The organism is Streptomyces sp. NPDC001927, assembly GCF_053594455.1.
Map to the genome: position 1 here is coordinate 190323 of NZ_JBSFEN010000005.1, position 14255 is coordinate 204577.

Below are 14255 nucleotides of genomic sequence, written 5' to 3' on the forward strand. Positions count from 1 at the left end.
CGACCGGCCCGCTACTCCCGGACGCCGATGACGTCCCGCAGCGGCTTGGGCAGCAGGTCGTTGCAGGCCAGCTGGCCCGACTTGGTCAGGGCGTCGTCGGCGCAGGTGTAGAAGTCGCGGTAGACGAGCTGGAGCGTGAAGCTGCCCGCGACGATCAGCAGGGACAGCGAGGCCGCGATCAGACCGCTGACCGCCGCCGTGCGCTGCGTACGGGCGGCCAGGCCGGACGGGGCTCCGGTCTTCGCGGGCGGCTGCTGAGCGGCCGCCGGGCTCTGCGGCTGGTCGAAAGCGGTCGCCTGCGCCGGGGCCTGCGCCTTCGGCTTGGCGCGCAGCGCGCTGATCGCCCAGTACAGACCCAGGGCGCCCAGGAGCAGCGCCAGCTCCGGGATCTCGAAGAGGGCGAAGAAGAAGCCCCACATGCCCGCGAGCAGCGAGTACCGCGCCCGCCGCTGCATCGGATCCTTCGGGTCCCAGCGGGGCCCGGGCTCCTGGCCCTGTCCGTCGGGGCCGGAGGGGCGCTCGGGGCGGCGGCCGAAACCGTCGGAGGAGCGGCCGGGCTGGCGGCTGCTCCAGCGGCCTCCGGAGCGGCCGGAGCCGTCGGCGGGTCCGGACGACCCGGACGACGCGTCGTCGTCCGAGCCCTCCGGCCGCCGCGGCTGCCACGGCTGGTCCGGCTGCCCCTCGGGCGGCGGCGCGAACGGGTTGTTGTCGTCCGTGGACTGGCGTTCCGGCATCTGCTGAACGTCTTCCCTCTGTCGTCGCAACTGCTGTCTCAACTGCCGTCTCAAGTTACGGGCTCAACTGTCGTGAACCCGACGCTACCCCGCGGCCACGCCCCCGTCCCGTGGGGGCCTTCCCGTGTGCCGGTATCGTTGCTGACGGTCGGGACCTTCGTAGGGTTCCCCGTATCCAGAGGCACGATTCGTTCGTGCGACCGTACAAACACCACGGAAAGAGTGACCCTGTGGCCGCCGCCCGCCTCGTCGTCCTGGTCTCCGGCTCCGGCACCAACCTCCAGGCCCTGCTCGACGCGATCGCCGCCGACCCCGAGAGCCCCGAGGGCTACGGCGCCCGGATCGTCGCCGTCGGCGCCGACCGCGACAACATCGCCGGTCTGGAGCGGGCCGAGCGCGCGGGACTGCCCACGTTCGTGTGCCGGGTGAAGGACCACGCGACCCGCGAGGAGTGGGACCGCGCCCTGACCGAGGCCACCGCCGCGTACGAGCCCGACCTCGTCGTCTCGGCCGGCTTCATGAAGATCGTCGGCAAGGAGTTCCTCGCCCGCTTCGGCGGCCGGGTCGTCAACACCCACCCGGCGCTGCTGCCCAGCTTTCCCGGTGCCCATGGAGTGCGGGACGCACTCGCGTACGGCGCGAAGGTCACCGGGTGCACCGTCCACTTCGTCGACGACGGCGTCGACACCGGACCGATCATCGCCCAGGGCGTGGTAGAGGTCCGGGACGAGGACGATGAAGCCGCGCTCCATGAGCGCATCAAGGAAGTCGAGCGCTCGCTGCTCGTCGAGGTCGTGGGGCGTCTGGCCCGGCACGGCTACCGCATTGAGGGACGAAAGGTAACAATCCCGTGACCGCCGAAGGTACGAAGCGCCCCATCCGCCGCGCACTCGTCAGCGTCTACGACAAGACCGGCCTTGAGGAGCTGGCCCGCGGCCTGCACGAGGCGGGTGTCGCCCTCGTCTCCACCGGCTCCACCGCCTCGAAGATCGCCGCGGCCGGCGTCCCGGTCACCAAGGTCGAGGAGCTCACCGGCTTCCCCGAGTGCCTGGACGGCCGGGTGAAGACCCTGCACCCGCGCGTGCACGCCGGAATCCTCGCCGACCTGCGTCTGGAGGACCACCGCAACCAGCTCGCCGAGCTGGGCGTCGAGCCCTTCGACCTGGTGGTCGTGAACCTGTACCCGTTCAAGCAGACCGTCGCCTCCGGCGCCACCCCTGACGAGTGCGTCGAGCAGATCGACATCGGCGGCCCGTCGATGGTCCGCGCCGCCGCCAAGAACCACCCGTCCGTGGCCGTGGTCACCTCCCCGGAGCGGTACGCCGACGTCCTCGCGGCGGCCAAGAGCGGTGGCTTCGATCTGACCGCCCGCAAGCGCCTGGCGGCCGAGGCCTTCCAGCACACGGCCGCGTACGACGTGGCGGTCGCCTCCTGGTTCACCGACAGCTACGCGGCCGACGAGGACGCGGAGCTGCCGGAGTTCCTCGGCAAGACGTGGGAGCGCAAGTCGTCCCTGCGGTACGGCGAGAACCCGCACCAGAGCGCCGCGCTCTACACCGACGGCCTTCGTGGCGGACTCGCCAACGCCGAGCAGCTGCACGGCAAGGAGATGTCCTTCAACAACTACGTGGACACCGAGGCCGCCCGGCGCGCCGCCTTCGACCACGACGCGCCCTGTGTCGCGATCATCAAGCACGCCAACCCGTGCGGCATCGCGCTCGGCGCGGACGTCGCCGAGGCGCACCGCAAGGCGCACGCCTGCGACCCGCTGTCGGCGTTCGGCGGCGTCATCGCCGTGAACCGTCCGGTCTCCGTCGCGATGGCCGAGCAGGTCGCGGAGATCTTCACCGAGGTCATCGCGGCCCCGGACTTCGAGGACGGCGCGGTCGAGATCCTGGCGCGGAAGAAGAACATCCGCGTCCTGAAGGTCGACGGCTACCCCGCCGCGATGATCGACGACATCAAGCCCATCTCCGGTGGCGCGGTCGTCCAGCACATCGACCTCTTCCAGGCCGAGGGCGACGACCCGGCGAACTGGACGCTCGCGACCGGCGAGGCGCTGTCGGCCGACGACCTTGCCGACCTCGCCTTCGCGTGGAAGGCCTGCCGGGCCGTGAAGTCCAACGCGATCCTGCTCGCCAAGGACGGCGCCTCGGTCGGCGTCGGCATGGGCCAGGTCAACCGCGTCGACTCGGCGAAGCTCGCGGTCGAGCGCGCCGGCGAGGAGCGGGCGCGCGGCGCGTACGCGGCCTCGGACGCGTTCTTCCCGTTCCCGGACGGCCTGGAGATCCTCACGGCGGCCGGCATCAAGGCGGTCGTGCAGCCGGGCGGCTCGGTCCGCGACGAGCAGGTGATCGAGGCCGCGAAGAAGGCGGGCGTGACGATGTACCTCACGGGCACGCGCCACTTCTTCCACTGACGGCGAGGTCGGCACAGGCCGACACCCCGGGGCCCGCCGGTCTTCACCGGCGGGCCCCGCCGCCTGCCCCCGTACCGTCGCTCCGGTCGGCCGCCGCCGGCGCTCTGGTCTAATGGGTTGCTCTTTTGTCGGCGGCTCTAGGTGGGGGCGCGATGTTGGAAGTACAGAACGGGGTGCCGGCCCAGGCCGCCGCCCCGGAGGCCGAGCGCGCCGGAAGGGCCGGGCCGGCCGAGCACGCCGAGCGTGACCTCGCCGCCGCGCCCCTGCTCCCGTACGCCCTGGTGGCGGGCGTGCTCTGCGCGCTCTACTTCGCCTACTCCTGGGTCCAGTACGCGCACTTCCGTACGCCCTCCTGGGACCTCGGGATCTTCAACCAGTCCGTCCGGGCCTACGCCGAGTTCAGGGCCCCGATCGTCGACATCAAGGGCCCCGGCTTCCTCATACTCGGGGACCACTTCAGTCCCGTGACAGCGCTCCTCGCGCCCCTGTACTGGATCTGGTCCTCCCCGCTCGCCCTGCTCTTCGCACAGGCCGCGCTCTTCGCCGCCTCGGCCGTCGTCGTCGGCCGCACCGCCCACCAGGTGCTCGGCAGCCGCGCCGCAGGACTCGGGCTCACCGTCGCCTACGGCCTGTCCTGGGGCCTCCAGGAAGCCGTCAAGTCCGACTTCCACGAGATCGCCTTCGCCGTCCCGCTGCTCGCCCTGACCTGCCGCGCCCTGCTCCTCGGGCGCTGGACGGCGGCCGCCGCCTGGTCCGCGCCGCTGGTCCTGGTCAAGGAGGACATGGGGCTCACCGTCGCCATGGTCGGCGCCGTCCTCTTCCTCAAGGGGCAGAAGCGGCTCGGCGCGGCCCTGGCCGCCTTCGGCGCCGCGTTCTTCGCCCTCACGGTGCTGGTCCTGATTCCGGCGGCGAGCCGGGTCGGCCAGTACGACTACTGGGCCAAGATCGAGAAGACCGGCGAGGGCGCGGACGTCTCCTTCGCCCAGGTGCTCCTCACCTCGCTCGGCTCCGACGTGAAGTGGGAGATGGTCTTCTTCCTCGTCGGCATCACCGGCTTCCTGGCGCTGCGCTCCCCGCTGATGCTGCTCGTGCTGCCGACGCTCGGCTGGCGCTTCCTCTCCCAGGACCCGAACCACTGGGGGATGATCTGGCACTACAGCGCCATCCTGATGCCGATCGTCTTCCTCGCCCTGGTCGACGCGGTCCGCACCGTCCGCACCTCGCCGCGCGCGTGGCTCGTGTCGTACGGCAAGGTCGTCGTCCCGATCGTCACGGCCGTCGCGATCGTGCTCGCCCTCGACCTGCCGCTGCGGGAGCTGCTGCGCTCGGAGACGTACCGTACGGACGCCCGGACGCTGGAGGCCCGGCGCGCGGTCGACGCGGTGCCGACAGGGGCGAGCGTCGAGACGAACGTGCCGCTCATGGCGCACCTCACCGCCGACCGCACGGTCTACTGGGTCGGCGGGGCGAAGGGGGTCAGCCCGGACTACCTCGCCCTCGACCTCTCCTCCGGCTGGTCCCAGCCGGTCACCGACCCGGTGCAGCTGGCGTCCCAGCTGCACCCGGAGGCGCGGTACGAGGTGTCGGCGCAGGCGGGACAGTTCGTGGTGCTCAAGCGGAGCTGATCGCGGGCGCGCACGCCGAAGGGGCCCGGTTCCGAGAACGGAACCGGGCCCCTTCGGTGTGGCATGACCGCCAGTGGCAGCGATCAGCAGTGATCAGTACTGCTGCTTCTGGCGGTTGAACCAGGCCGCGCCGTCCGCCTTCGCCACGAAGACGATGATCAGGATGCCGAGCACCAGGCTGATGATGCCCGCGGGCAGCGAGAAGATGCTGAACAGCACCATGAACGACGCGTAGACGATGGTGCAGACGCGAACGCCGCTGCCGCCCGTCTTGAACTTGGCGGCGAGCACCATGCCGAGAACGCCGATGATCGCCGAGAAGATGCCGAGACCGATCAGCACGCCCTGGCCCAGGTCCGCGAACATCTCGGCGTCGGCCGACGAGGCGCCGGACCGCTCGAGCTCGCCCTCGATCGCGAACGACATGGCGATGATGGCGAGCGCGCCGATCACGTTGAGGCCGCTGACGATCCAGAGGATCACGCGCGCCGACTTCACACCGCCCGGCATCTCCATGGCCATGCCCGGGTAACCGCCCGCGCCGTACGGCTGCTGGATCGGGGGAGCCTGCGGGTAGCCGTAGCCGGGCTGCTGGCCCGGCTGCTGCTGGGGGTAGCCGTAGCCCGGCTGCTGCCCCTGCGGCTGCTGGCCGTAGGGGTTGTTCGGTTCGCCGAAGCTCATCGCGGGATTCCTCCGTTGGTCTGTGCGGGGACGACGCGGCCCGCGCGGAGGAACTTTCACGGCATATGAGCGGTTCGCCCCCCGGCACTGCCCGCGGCACTTCGCCGACATCGTCGTCGTACCGTCGACTTTTTGTCCAGTCGGTAGTCGGTGCGTTGTGCGAGTGCAACCTTCCCAGAACCGTTCCCTCCGCCTCCGCGCGGTCCGCGTCCAGGCGAATTGGAACTAGCGAGGGGTCATCCGGGAGGATGGGCCCATGAGCGCCCAGATTCTCGATGGCAAGGCCACCGCAGCCGCGATCAAGACCGAACTGGCCGTCCGCGTGGCGGCCCTGAAGGAGCGGGGCGTCACGCCCGGCCTCGGCACGATCCTGGTCGGCGACGACCCGGGCAGCCAGAAGTACGTCGCGGGCAAGCACCGCGACTGCGCGCAGGTCGGCATCGCCTCGATCCAGCGCGAGCTGCCCGCGACCGCCACGCAGGAGGAGATCGAGGCGGTCGTACGGGAGCTCAACGAGGACCCCGCGTGCACCGGGTACATCGTCCAGCTCCCGCTCCCCAAGGGAATCGACGAGAACCGCGTCCTGGAGCTGATGGACCCGGCCAAGGACGCCGACGGTCTGCACCCGACGAACCTGGGCCGCCTCGTACTGAACGAGCCGGCGCCGCTCCCGTGCACCCCCAACGGCATCATCACGCTGCTGCGCGGCCACGGCGTGGAGATCAACGGCGCGGAGGTCGTGGTCGTCGGGCGCGGCGTCACGATCGGCCGCCCGATGCCGCTGCTGCTCACGCGGCGCTCGGAGAACGCGACCGTCACGCAGTGCCACACCGGTACGCGCGACCTGTCCGCGCACCTGCGGCGGGCGGACATCATCGTCGCGGCGGCGGGCGTGCCGCACCTGATCAAGCCGGAGGACGTGAAGCCGGGCGCGGCCGTCCTGGACGTCGGCGTCTCGCGCGACGGCGAGGGCAAGATCCTCGGCGACGTGCACCCGGGGGTGACCGAGGTCGCGGGCTGGATCTCCCCGAACCCCGGCGGCGTCGGCCCGATGACCCGCGCGCAGCTGCTCGTCAACGTCGTCGAGGCCGCCGAGCGCGCGGCCGAGGCGCTCTGACGATGACGTCGAAGGTCGTGGGGGGCGACACACCGGGCGCCGAGGGCGCGGAAGGCGCCGAGGGCGCCGAGGGGGTTACGGCCGACGCGGAGGGCGCGCCGGTCGGGTCTTCGGGTGCCGAGGGCGGCGAAGGCGTCGAGGGCGGCGAGGGCGTCGAGGCCGCCGAAGGTACGGCGTCGGCCCAAGCGGACTCCGATGCCGACTCCCGTACGGACTCCGGTACGGCGGCGGGTGCCGCGGCCGGTGCCGCGACCCCCGTCCCGCCCGGCCGTCGGCGGCGGCCCCCGTCGCTCACGACCGACACCGCGCGCCCCGAAGGGGGCGGGCGGGCCGCCGCGGGGGACGCCTCCGCCCCCGCGCGTCAGTGGCCGCTCCTGACGGTGCTCGGGCTCGCGGCGCTGGGGCTGTTGATCGTCGGGACGGACCTCTTCGCGCAGTCGTTCCGGGTCGGGACGATGCTCGTCGGTGTCGCGCTGCTCGTCGGCGCCTGTCTGCGGCGCACGCTGCCGTCGGTCGGCATGCTCGCCGTGCGGTCGCGGTTCACCGACATGGTCACGTACGGCGTCATGGGCGGGCTCATCGTGCTGCTGGCGCTCATGGTGCAGCCGAATCCCTGGCTGAGGATCCCGTTCCTGGAGGACATCCTCCATCTGACGATCACTTAGGCCTCAGGGCTTTGAGGCCGGCGCCCGCCCTCTCCCCCGTGGGAGGGCGGGCGCCGTCCCTCTTTGAGGGTCATGTACGTGCCAACGATGGTTCAAGGTCCGTCTGCGCGCTGTGGCACGGAAGTGACCATTCCGGAACTCCGTCACTCCCGCCCGCCCCAGGAAGCTGCCATCCTGAGCGGGAGGATCCCTCCGGGGGTCGCGAGGAGGCGAGGGGGAACCGTACATGCCTCGTTGGCAGGCGCTGCCTGACGAACTCGACCCGCGCGTGCGCGAGTTCGCGGGCCGGTTACGACGCCTCGTCGACCGCAGCGGACTGAGCCTCGCCGCCGTCGCCGACCGCACCGGCTACAGCCGGGCCGCCTGGGAGCGGTTCCTCGACGGCCGCGTCCTCGCGCCCAGGGCCGCCGTCCTCGCCCTCGCCGAGGTGACCGGCACCGATCCCGTACGGCTCACGGCGGAGTGGGAGCAGGCCGAGCGCGCCTGGAAGGGCGCCGGGCAGGGCCCCCGGGACGCCGCCGGCACCACCGACGCCGCTCCCAGCGCGAACGCCTCCACGGAGACCAGCGTCAGCAGCCACCACAGCGCGACCGGCAGCACGGGAAGCGCCGGAGGCACCGGGAGCATCGGAAGCTCCGGAAGTCCCGGAAGCGCCGCCCCCGCGCCGCAGCCGGAGCCCCCGGCCGCCCCCGCATCACCCCGCCCCCGCCCCGCCCTTCGCGTACTCCTGCTCCTCACCGGCGTCCTCGGCGCCCTGCTCGTCGTCACCGCCGCCGTCCTCCTCGCCGACCTCGGCGGCGGAGAGGGCTCCACCGACGACCGGGGCGGCGCGGCCACCCGTACGCCCACCACCGCCCCCGGGTCCCCCGGCGCAGGGCCGAGCGCGACGACCCTCCCCGCCGGAGTGAAATGCTCGGGCGCCGGATGTACGGGCCAGGACCCCGAAGTCATGGGCTGCGGCGGCACGTTCGCCACCACCGTCTCCCGCGCGCCGGTCGGCTTCGCCGGGCAGGTCGAGGTGCGGTTCAGCAGGACCTGCGGCGCCGCCTGGGCGCGCGTCACCGGTGCCTCGCCCGGCGACACCCTGCACGTCACCGCCGCCGGGAGCAGCCAGGACGTGACCGTGGGCGCGGATCCGGACGCGTACACCCCGATGGTCGCGACGACGGACGCGGCGGACGCGCGGGCGTGCGCGACGCCCGTGAACGGCACGCGGACGTGCACCGGCGGCCGCTGACCCCAGTCGGGTGGCAGTGAGCCGGACCACAAGGGGGTGGGGGTTCGACCCGTCCCGGGTCGGATAGCCTGACCGCTGGAAATATCTCTTCACGTCGAGACACCGATCGATCAAGAAGAGTTGTCCAGCACCCGGGGCAGGGACCCCCACCCGCCAGCTGTCTTACGGAGATCGCCATGACCCGCACTCCCGTGAATGTCACCGTGACCGGCGCGGCCGGCCAGATCGGCTACGCGCTGCTGTTCCGCATCGCCTCCGGCCACCTGCTCGGCGCGGACGTGCCGGTCAAGCTGCGCCTCCTCGAGATCCCGCAGGGCGTCAAGGCCGCCCAGGGCACCGCCATGGAGCTCGACGACTGCGCCTTCCCGCTGCTCAAGGGCATCGACATCTTCGACGACCCGAACCAGGGCTTCGACGGTGCCAACGTCGCGCTGCTCGTCGGCGCCCGCCCGCGTACCAAGGGCATGGAGCGCGGCGACCTGCTCGCCGCCAACGGCGGCATCTTCAAGCCGCAGGGCAAGGCCATCAACGACCACGCCGCGGACGACATCAAGGTCCTCGTCGTCGGCAACCCGGCCAACACCAACGCCCTGATCGCCCAGGCCGCGGCCCCGGACGTGCCGGCCGAGCGCTTCACCGCGATGACCCGCCTGGACCACAACCGCGCGCTGTCGCAGCTGGCCCAGAAGACCGGCGCGTCGGTCGAGGACATCAAGCGCCTCACCATCTGGGGCAACCACTCGGCGACCCAGTACCCGGACATCTTCCACGCGGAGATCGCCGGCAAGAACGCCGCCGAGGTCGTCAGCGACGAGGCGTGGCTGGCCGACACCTTCATCCCGACCGTCGCCAAGCGCGGCGCCGCGATCATCGAGGCCCGTGGCGCGTCCTCGGCCGCCTCCGCCGCCAACGCCGCCATCGACCACGTCCACACCTGGGTCAACGGCACCGCCGAGGGCGACTGGACCTCCATGGGCATCCCGTCGGACGGCTCCTACGGTGTCGCCGAGGGCCTCATCTCCTCGTTCCCCGTCACCTGCAAGGACGGCAAGTACGAGATCGTCCAGGGCCTGGACATCAACGAGTTCTCCCGCGCCCGCATCGACGCCTCCGTGCGCGAGCTGGCGGAGGAGCGCGACGCCGTTCGCGAGCTCGGCCTCATCTGAGCCTGAGAGAAACCACCGCACCGCCCCGGCCGCTTCGGCCGGGGCGGTGCGCTTTTCGGTTCCCGCTTCTCCTTGAATCCCGCTGACTACTTGAACTGGCCCGGCGTGTAGTGGCCCGGCGTCATGCGCGTGGTCACCGCGATGCGGTTCCAGGCGTTGATGACGGTGATGGCGCTGATGACCCGCGCCAGCTCCGTCTCGTCGAAGTGGGCGGCGGCCCGCGCGTACACCTCGTCCGGGACGAAGCCGTCGGTGAGGACGGTGACGGCCTCGGTCAGCTCGAACGCGGCGAGCTCGCGCTCGGTGTAGAAGTGCCTCGACTCGCGCCAGGCGTTGAGCTGGACGATCCGCTCCACGGACTCGCCCTCGGCGAGAGCGTCCTTGGAGTGCATGTCGATGCAGAACGCGCAGTGGTTGACCTGCGAGGCCCTGAGCTTGATCAGGTGGAAGAGGGTCGGGTCGATGTCCTTGGCCGCGGCCTGCTCGAGCCGCAGCATGGCCCGGTAGAACTCGGGGACGCGCTCGCCGAAGTTGAGGCGGGGAGCGTGCTCGTGGGCGTACTCGGGCTTCACGGATTCAGTGGTCGTCGTCGTCATGTCTCTCACCGTACGAGCTGGATGGCACAGGAGTATGGTCCATTCGTATGGCAGAAGAGTGGGCCACTTTTGGCGCCGACCTCCACCTCGACCTGCGCGATGCGGGGCAGCGTACGGGGCTGCGCGCGGCGCTGATGGACGCGCTGCGGGAGGCGGTGCGCAGCGGGCGGCTTTCGGCGGGTGTGCGGCTGCCGTCCTCCCGGACGCTCGCCGCGGACCTGGGGATCGCCCGGAACACGGTCGCCGACGCGTACGCCGAGCTGGTCGCCGAGGGCTGGCTGACCGCCCGGCAGGGCTCAGGGACGCGGGTCGCCCAGCGGTCGGTGCCGCGCCGCCGGACCGGTTCGGGCGGGCCGGGAGGGCAGGGCCGGCCGGGCGGCGCGCGGCAAGGGGCGGCGGCCGCCCGCAGGGCCCGCGCCAGGCCGACGTACGACCTCAAGCCGGGCATGCCCGACCTCGGCTCCTTCCCGCGCGCCGAGTGGCTCAAGGCCTCCCGGCGGGCGCTGACGGCGGCGCCCAACGAGGCCTTCGGCTACGGCGATCCGCGCGGCCGGATCGAGCTGCGCACGGTGCTCGCCGAGTACCTCGCGCGGGCGCGGGGCGTGTACGCGCGGCCGGAACGGATCGTGATCTGCTCGGGGTTCGTGCACGGGCTCTCCCTCATGGGGCAGGTGCTGCGCGCGCGGAGGGTGCGGGAGGTGGCGGTCGAGGCGTACGGACTTGAGGAGCACTGGCGGCTGCTGACCCGTTCGGGGCTGCGGCTGCCCGCCCTGCCGTACGACGAGCTCGGCACGAGGACCGACGGGCTGCCCGGGATGAAGGGGGTCGGCGCGGTGCTGATGACGGCCGCCCACCAGTTCCCGCTCGGCGGCGCCCTCCACCCCGACCGCCGGGTCGCGGCGATCGACTGGGCGCGGGCCTCGGGCGGGCTCGTCCTGGAGGACGACTACGACGGGGAGTTCCGCTACGACCGCCAGCCCGTCGGCGCCCTCCAGGGCCTCGACCCGGAGCGGGTGGTGTACCTGGGTACCTCCAGCAAGTCCCTCGCGCCCGGGCTGCGGTTGGGGTGGATGGTGCTGCCGGAGAGCCTCGTGGACGAAGTGGTCGAGCTGAAGGGCCACATGGACTGGACGGGCAGCGCCCTGGACCAGCTGACGTTCGCGGAGTTCCTCGAATCGGGGGCGTACGACCGTCATGTACGGGCGATGAGGCTGCGCTACCGGCGGCGCCGCGACGAGCTGGTGGCGGCCGTGGCCGCGCACTCGCCGCAGACCCGGGTGAGCGGCATCGCGGCCGGCCTCCACGCGGTCCTGGAACTCCCGGCGGGCCAGGAGCCGGAGGCCCTGCGCTCCGCCGCCTGGCAGGGCCTCGCGGTCCTCGGCCTCAACCGCTTCCGCCACCCGGACACCGCCCCGGCCCAGGACGGCCTGGTGGTCGGCTACGCCACGCCCCCGGACAGCGCCTGGTCGGGCGCCCTCGCCGCCCTCTGCCGGGTCCTGCCGGCGCCGTGACGCGCGCGATGGCCGGGCGAAGACGTGACGCGCGCGATGTCGGGGTGCTTCAGGGCGCCGGGCTCTCCGTCCTGGCCTCCTCCTCGGGTACCGGCGCCTCGCCGAACCGGGCCAGGACCAGCGCCCCCGCGACCGCGATCGTGAAGCCGAGGATCGCCAGCCAGGCCAGGCCCTCCCGCGTCTTGTCGCCCAGCCACACCACCCCCACCAGCGCCGGGCCGATCGTCTCGCCGAGGACTGCGCCCGCCGTCGCCGTCGTCACCGAACCCCGCTGCAACGCCGACGTGAGCAGCAGGAAGGCGGCCCCGCCGCCGACCAGCAGCCCGTAGAACGCGGGGTTGGTCAGATCGATCCCGTCGATGAGCCGGACCGCCACCTCCACCACCCCGAAGCCGAACCCGGCCCCGAGGCCAAGCGCGAGCGCCCGCGGCCCCTCCGGCAGCCGCCCGGCCAGCATGCCGACCCCGAGGACCCCGAAGGCCGTCGCCAGCATCGCCCACTCCAGCGCGTCCGAACCGGTCTTGTGGCCCTCCGTCCCCGAGGAGACGGCCAGCATGGCGAGACCCCCGCAGACGACGGCCACCGCGGTCCACTCCACCCGGCTCAGCCGGACTTTCAGAAGCCACGAGGCGACCACCGCGGTCACCGCGAGGCTGGCCGCGAGCGCCGCGCCCACGGTGTAGATGGGCAGGGTGAGCAGGGCGACGATCTGGAGGCCGAAGCCGATCCCGTCCAGCGAGAGTCCGGCCAGATATCGCCACTGCCGCACTGCTCGCAGAAACAGGGCGACGTCGACGCCCGCGCCCGTCCCGGGCGTCGCCGCCCGGGCGCCGAGCGCCTGCAGAACCGACGCCGTACCGAAGCAGACCGAGGAAGCCAGCGCGCAGATCATCCCAAAGAGCACGAAAGGACTCTAGTGCGGGGCCGCTCGAACAGCGGCTTAAACTGTGCGGTCGCGACCACGGGATGGGGAGGCAGATTCATGCGCAGGCTGAGGTCGAGCACGGTCGTGCTCGGCGGTATGGGGGTGCTCGCGGCGACGATCACGTCCTGCGGATCCGAGCCCGACAAGCGGTGTGTCGACCCGCTGACGCGCGAGAAGCTCCCGAGCTACGAGTGCGAGAGCGGTAACGGCAGCGGGAGCAGCGGCAGCGGCACGGCCCGCGGCTCGTACTACTACGGCGGCAGCGTCAGCGACAACAAGGTCAGCGGCGGCAGCTTCGACAAGAAGGCCGTGGACACCGGCGGCTTCGGCTGCTCCGGTTCCAGCGGCGGCTGAGCGGGCGGACGGACGGGCGGACAGGGACCATGCGGCGGCACACGATCGAACCCCGGCCGGGGTGGCAGCAGACGGTGGAGGAGCAGGGGCTCGTCTACCCCCTGACCCGCTACCCCGACGACTCCCTGCGCCCGTACTGGGACGAGAGCGCGTACTACTCCTTCACGCTGCCCGAGGTCGAGGCGCTGGAGGAGGTCGTCGAGGAGCTGCACGCGATGTGCCTGGCGGCAGCCGCTCACATCGTCGAGCGGGAACGGTTCGCCGACCTCGGACTCACCGATCCCCGGCTCGCCTCGCTCGTCGCCGAGTCCTGGCGTCGCCGCGCGGAACTGCCCTCGCTCTACGGCCGGTTCGACCTCCGCTACGACGGCACGGGCCCGGCCAAGATGCTGGAGTACAACGCCGACACGCCGACCTCGCTGGTCGAGGCCGCGAGCCCGCAGTGGTTCTGGATGGAGGACCGGTTCCCCGGTGCCGACCAGTGGAACTCCCTGCACGAGCGGCTCGTTGACGCCTGGAAGCGCCAGGCCCCGCTGCTGCCGCCCGGCAGCCCTGTGCACTTCGTCCACTCCGAGGGGGACGAGCTCGGCGAAGACCTGATGACGGTCGCGTATCTGCGCGAGACCGCCCAGCAGGCCGGGCTCGACACGGAGGCGCTGTCGGTCGAGCAGATCGGCTGGGACCGGCTCTCGGGCCGGTTCGTGGACGACCGGCTGCGGTTCATCCGCAGCTGCTTCAAGCTCTATCCGTGGGAGTGGCTGGCCACCGACCGCTTCGGCCCGTACGTCCTGGACACCCTCGACAACGGCGGCGGTACGGGCACGACCTGCTGGATCGAGCCCGCCTGGAAGATGCTGCTCTCCAACAAGGCGCTGCTCGCGATCCTCTGGGAGCTGTACCCGGACCATCCGAACCTGCTGCCGGCCTACCTCGACGGCCCGCGCGAACTCGCCACGCGCGGCGGCTATGTCGCCAAGCCGCTCCTCGGCCGCGAGGGCGCGGGCGTCACCGTCCACGAACCGGGCTCGGCGCCCGTCCTTCGTGAAGACCCCTGCTGCTACCAGGAGTTGGCCCCGCTGCCCGACTTCGACGGCAACCGGGTGGTGCTCGGCGCGTGGGTCGTCGAGGACGAGGCGGCGGGGCTCGGCATCCGGGAGTCGGCGGGCCTGATAACGGACGAGTACGCCCGCTTCCTGCCGCACGTCATCCTCTGAGTCCTGGTGAC

The 14255-nt window shown here is 72.1% G+C and carries 14 protein-coding genes; 10 read left to right on the forward strand and 4 right to left on the reverse strand.

The genetic code is table 11. The features are described from left to right. Positions 1 to 11 precede the first annotated feature (11 nt). Positions 12 to 734 (reverse strand): hypothetical protein, encoded by a 723-nt coding sequence (locus tag ACWCO8_RS14790; protein WP_362013785.1) that lies wholly within the window; start codon positions 732 to 734, stop codon positions 12 to 14. 230 nt (positions 735 to 964) lie between these two features. Between ACWCO8_RS14790 and purN the strand changes: the two genes are divergently transcribed. The 3 genes from purN (at position 965) to ACWCO8_RS14805 (ending at position 4778) form a co-directional block, all read left to right on the forward strand. After that, positions 965 to 1588 carry a phosphoribosylglycinamide formyltransferase gene (gene purN / locus ACWCO8_RS14795; RefSeq protein ID WP_451032527.1) on the forward strand — a complete coding sequence of 208 codons (624 nt, stop codon included), beginning with the start codon at positions 965 to 967 and terminating at the stop codon, positions 1586 to 1588. Continuing rightward, positions 1585 to 3153: a bifunctional phosphoribosylaminoimidazolecarboxamide formyltransferase/IMP cyclohydrolase gene (gene purH, locus ACWCO8_RS14800; RefSeq protein ID WP_451032528.1), complete on the forward strand. Its 1569-nt coding sequence runs from the start codon at positions 1585 to 1587 to the stop codon at positions 3151 to 3153. Before purN ends, purH begins: the two co-directional genes overlap by 4 nt. 152 nt (positions 3154 to 3305) lie before the next feature. After that, entirely contained in the window at positions 3306 to 4778 is a 1473-nt protein-coding gene (locus ACWCO8_RS14805; protein WP_451032529.1) for a DUF2079 domain-containing protein, read from the forward strand. 93 nt (positions 4779 to 4871) lie between these two features. On the opposite strand, the gene ACWCO8_RS14810 is transcribed toward ACWCO8_RS14805, so the two are convergent. Continuing rightward, a complete protein-coding gene (locus ACWCO8_RS14810) occupies positions 4872 to 5459 on the reverse strand; it encodes a hypothetical protein (protein ID WP_451032530.1) in 588 nt (195 codons plus the stop codon). A gap of 256 nt (positions 5460 to 5715) precedes the next feature. Between ACWCO8_RS14810 and ACWCO8_RS14815 the strand changes: the two genes are divergently transcribed. From ACWCO8_RS14815 to ACWCO8_RS14830, 4 genes are all read left to right on the forward strand, one after another. Then, the gene (locus tag ACWCO8_RS14815) at positions 5716 to 6576 is read left to right on the forward strand and encodes a bifunctional methylenetetrahydrofolate dehydrogenase/methenyltetrahydrofolate cyclohydrolase (RefSeq protein ID WP_362013792.1); all 861 of its coding nucleotides are present in this window, start codon (positions 5716 to 5718) and stop codon (positions 6574 to 6576) included. 2 nt (positions 6577 to 6578) lie between these two features. Then, positions 6579 to 7241 carry a DUF3017 domain-containing protein gene (locus ACWCO8_RS14820; protein ID WP_451032531.1) on the forward strand — a complete coding sequence of 221 codons (663 nt, stop codon included), beginning with the start codon at positions 6579 to 6581 and terminating at the stop codon, positions 7239 to 7241. Between the two features lie 226 nt (positions 7242 to 7467). Then, entirely contained in the window at positions 7468 to 8478 is a 1011-nt protein-coding gene (locus ACWCO8_RS14825) for a DUF2690 domain-containing protein (RefSeq protein WP_451032532.1), read from the forward strand. 176 nt (positions 8479 to 8654) lie between these two features. Next, on the forward strand, positions 8655 to 9644 hold the full coding sequence (locus tag ACWCO8_RS14830) for a malate dehydrogenase (RefSeq protein WP_451032533.1): 990 nt from the start codon (positions 8655 to 8657) through the stop codon (positions 9642 to 9644). Between the two features lie 86 nt (positions 9645 to 9730). Here the strand turns inward: ACWCO8_RS14830 and ACWCO8_RS14835 are convergent, their stop codons facing one another. Further along, positions 9731 to 10240 (reverse strand): carboxymuconolactone decarboxylase family protein, encoded by a 510-nt coding sequence (locus ACWCO8_RS14835; protein ID WP_451032534.1) that lies wholly within the window; start codon positions 10238 to 10240, stop codon positions 9731 to 9733. A gap of 47 nt (positions 10241 to 10287) precedes the next feature. Here ACWCO8_RS14835 and pdxR point away from each other — a divergent pair, with 47 nt between their 5' ends. After that, on the forward strand, positions 10288 to 11751 hold the full coding sequence (gene pdxR, locus ACWCO8_RS14840) for a MocR-like pyridoxine biosynthesis transcription factor PdxR (protein WP_451032535.1): 1464 nt from the start codon (positions 10288 to 10290) through the stop codon (positions 11749 to 11751). A gap of 49 nt (positions 11752 to 11800) precedes the next feature. Here the strand turns inward: pdxR and ACWCO8_RS14845 are convergent, their stop codons facing one another. Next, positions 11801 to 12643, reverse strand: coding sequence for a hypothetical protein (locus ACWCO8_RS14845; RefSeq protein ID WP_451032843.1), 843 nt, complete (start codon positions 12641 to 12643; stop codon positions 11801 to 11803). A gap of 90 nt (positions 12644 to 12733) precedes the next feature. Between ACWCO8_RS14845 and ACWCO8_RS14850 the strand changes: the two genes are divergently transcribed. Together ACWCO8_RS14850 and ACWCO8_RS14855 are read left to right on the forward strand one after the other, a co-directional pair. Then, a complete protein-coding gene (locus tag ACWCO8_RS14850) occupies positions 12734 to 13030 on the forward strand; it encodes a hypothetical protein (RefSeq protein ID WP_362013802.1) in 297 nt (98 codons plus the stop codon). A gap of 29 nt (positions 13031 to 13059) precedes the next feature. After that, a complete protein-coding gene (locus ACWCO8_RS14855; protein ID WP_451032536.1) occupies positions 13060 to 14244 on the forward strand; it encodes a glutathionylspermidine synthase family protein in 1185 nt (394 codons plus the stop codon). The last annotated feature ends 11 nt before the right edge of the window (positions 14245 to 14255 follow it).

Excerpts from the sequence above, each read along its gene's own strand:
- ACWCO8_RS14790 (WP_362013785.1), bottom strand. The coding sequence starts at position 734 with ATGCCGGAACGCCAGTCCACGGACGACAACAACCCGTTCGCGCCGCCG.
- ACWCO8_RS14805 (WP_451032529.1), top strand. The coding sequence starts at position 3,306 with ATGTTGGAAGTACAGAACGGGGTGCCGGCCCAGGCCGCCGCCCCGGAG.
- ACWCO8_RS14810 (WP_451032530.1), bottom strand. The coding sequence starts at position 5,459 with ATGAGCTTCGGCGAACCGAACAACCCCTACGGCCAGCAGCCGCAGGGG.
- ACWCO8_RS14815 (WP_362013792.1), top strand. The coding sequence starts at position 5,716 with ATGAGCGCCCAGATTCTCGATGGCAAGGCCACCGCAGCCGCGATCAAG.
- ACWCO8_RS14820 (WP_451032531.1), top strand. The coding sequence starts at position 6,579 with ATGACGTCGAAGGTCGTGGGGGGCGACACACCGGGCGCCGAGGGCGCG.
- ACWCO8_RS14825 (WP_451032532.1), top strand. The coding sequence starts at position 7,468 with ATGCCTCGTTGGCAGGCGCTGCCTGACGAACTCGACCCGCGCGTGCGC.
- ACWCO8_RS14830 (WP_451032533.1), top strand. The coding sequence starts at position 8,655 with ATGACCCGCACTCCCGTGAATGTCACCGTGACCGGCGCGGCCGGCCAG.
- ACWCO8_RS14835 (WP_451032534.1), bottom strand. The coding sequence starts at position 10,240 with ATGACGACGACGACCACTGAATCCGTGAAGCCCGAGTACGCCCACGAG.
- pdxR (WP_451032535.1), top strand. The coding sequence starts at position 10,288 with ATGGCAGAAGAGTGGGCCACTTTTGGCGCCGACCTCCACCTCGACCTG.
- ACWCO8_RS14845 (WP_451032843.1), bottom strand. The coding sequence starts at position 12,643 with ATGATCTGCGCGCTGGCTTCCTCGGTCTGCTTCGGTACGGCGTCGGTT.
- ACWCO8_RS14850 (WP_362013802.1), top strand. The coding sequence starts at position 12,734 with ATGCGCAGGCTGAGGTCGAGCACGGTCGTGCTCGGCGGTATGGGGGTG.
- ACWCO8_RS14855 (WP_451032536.1), top strand. The coding sequence starts at position 13,060 with ATGCGGCGGCACACGATCGAACCCCGGCCGGGGTGGCAGCAGACGGTG.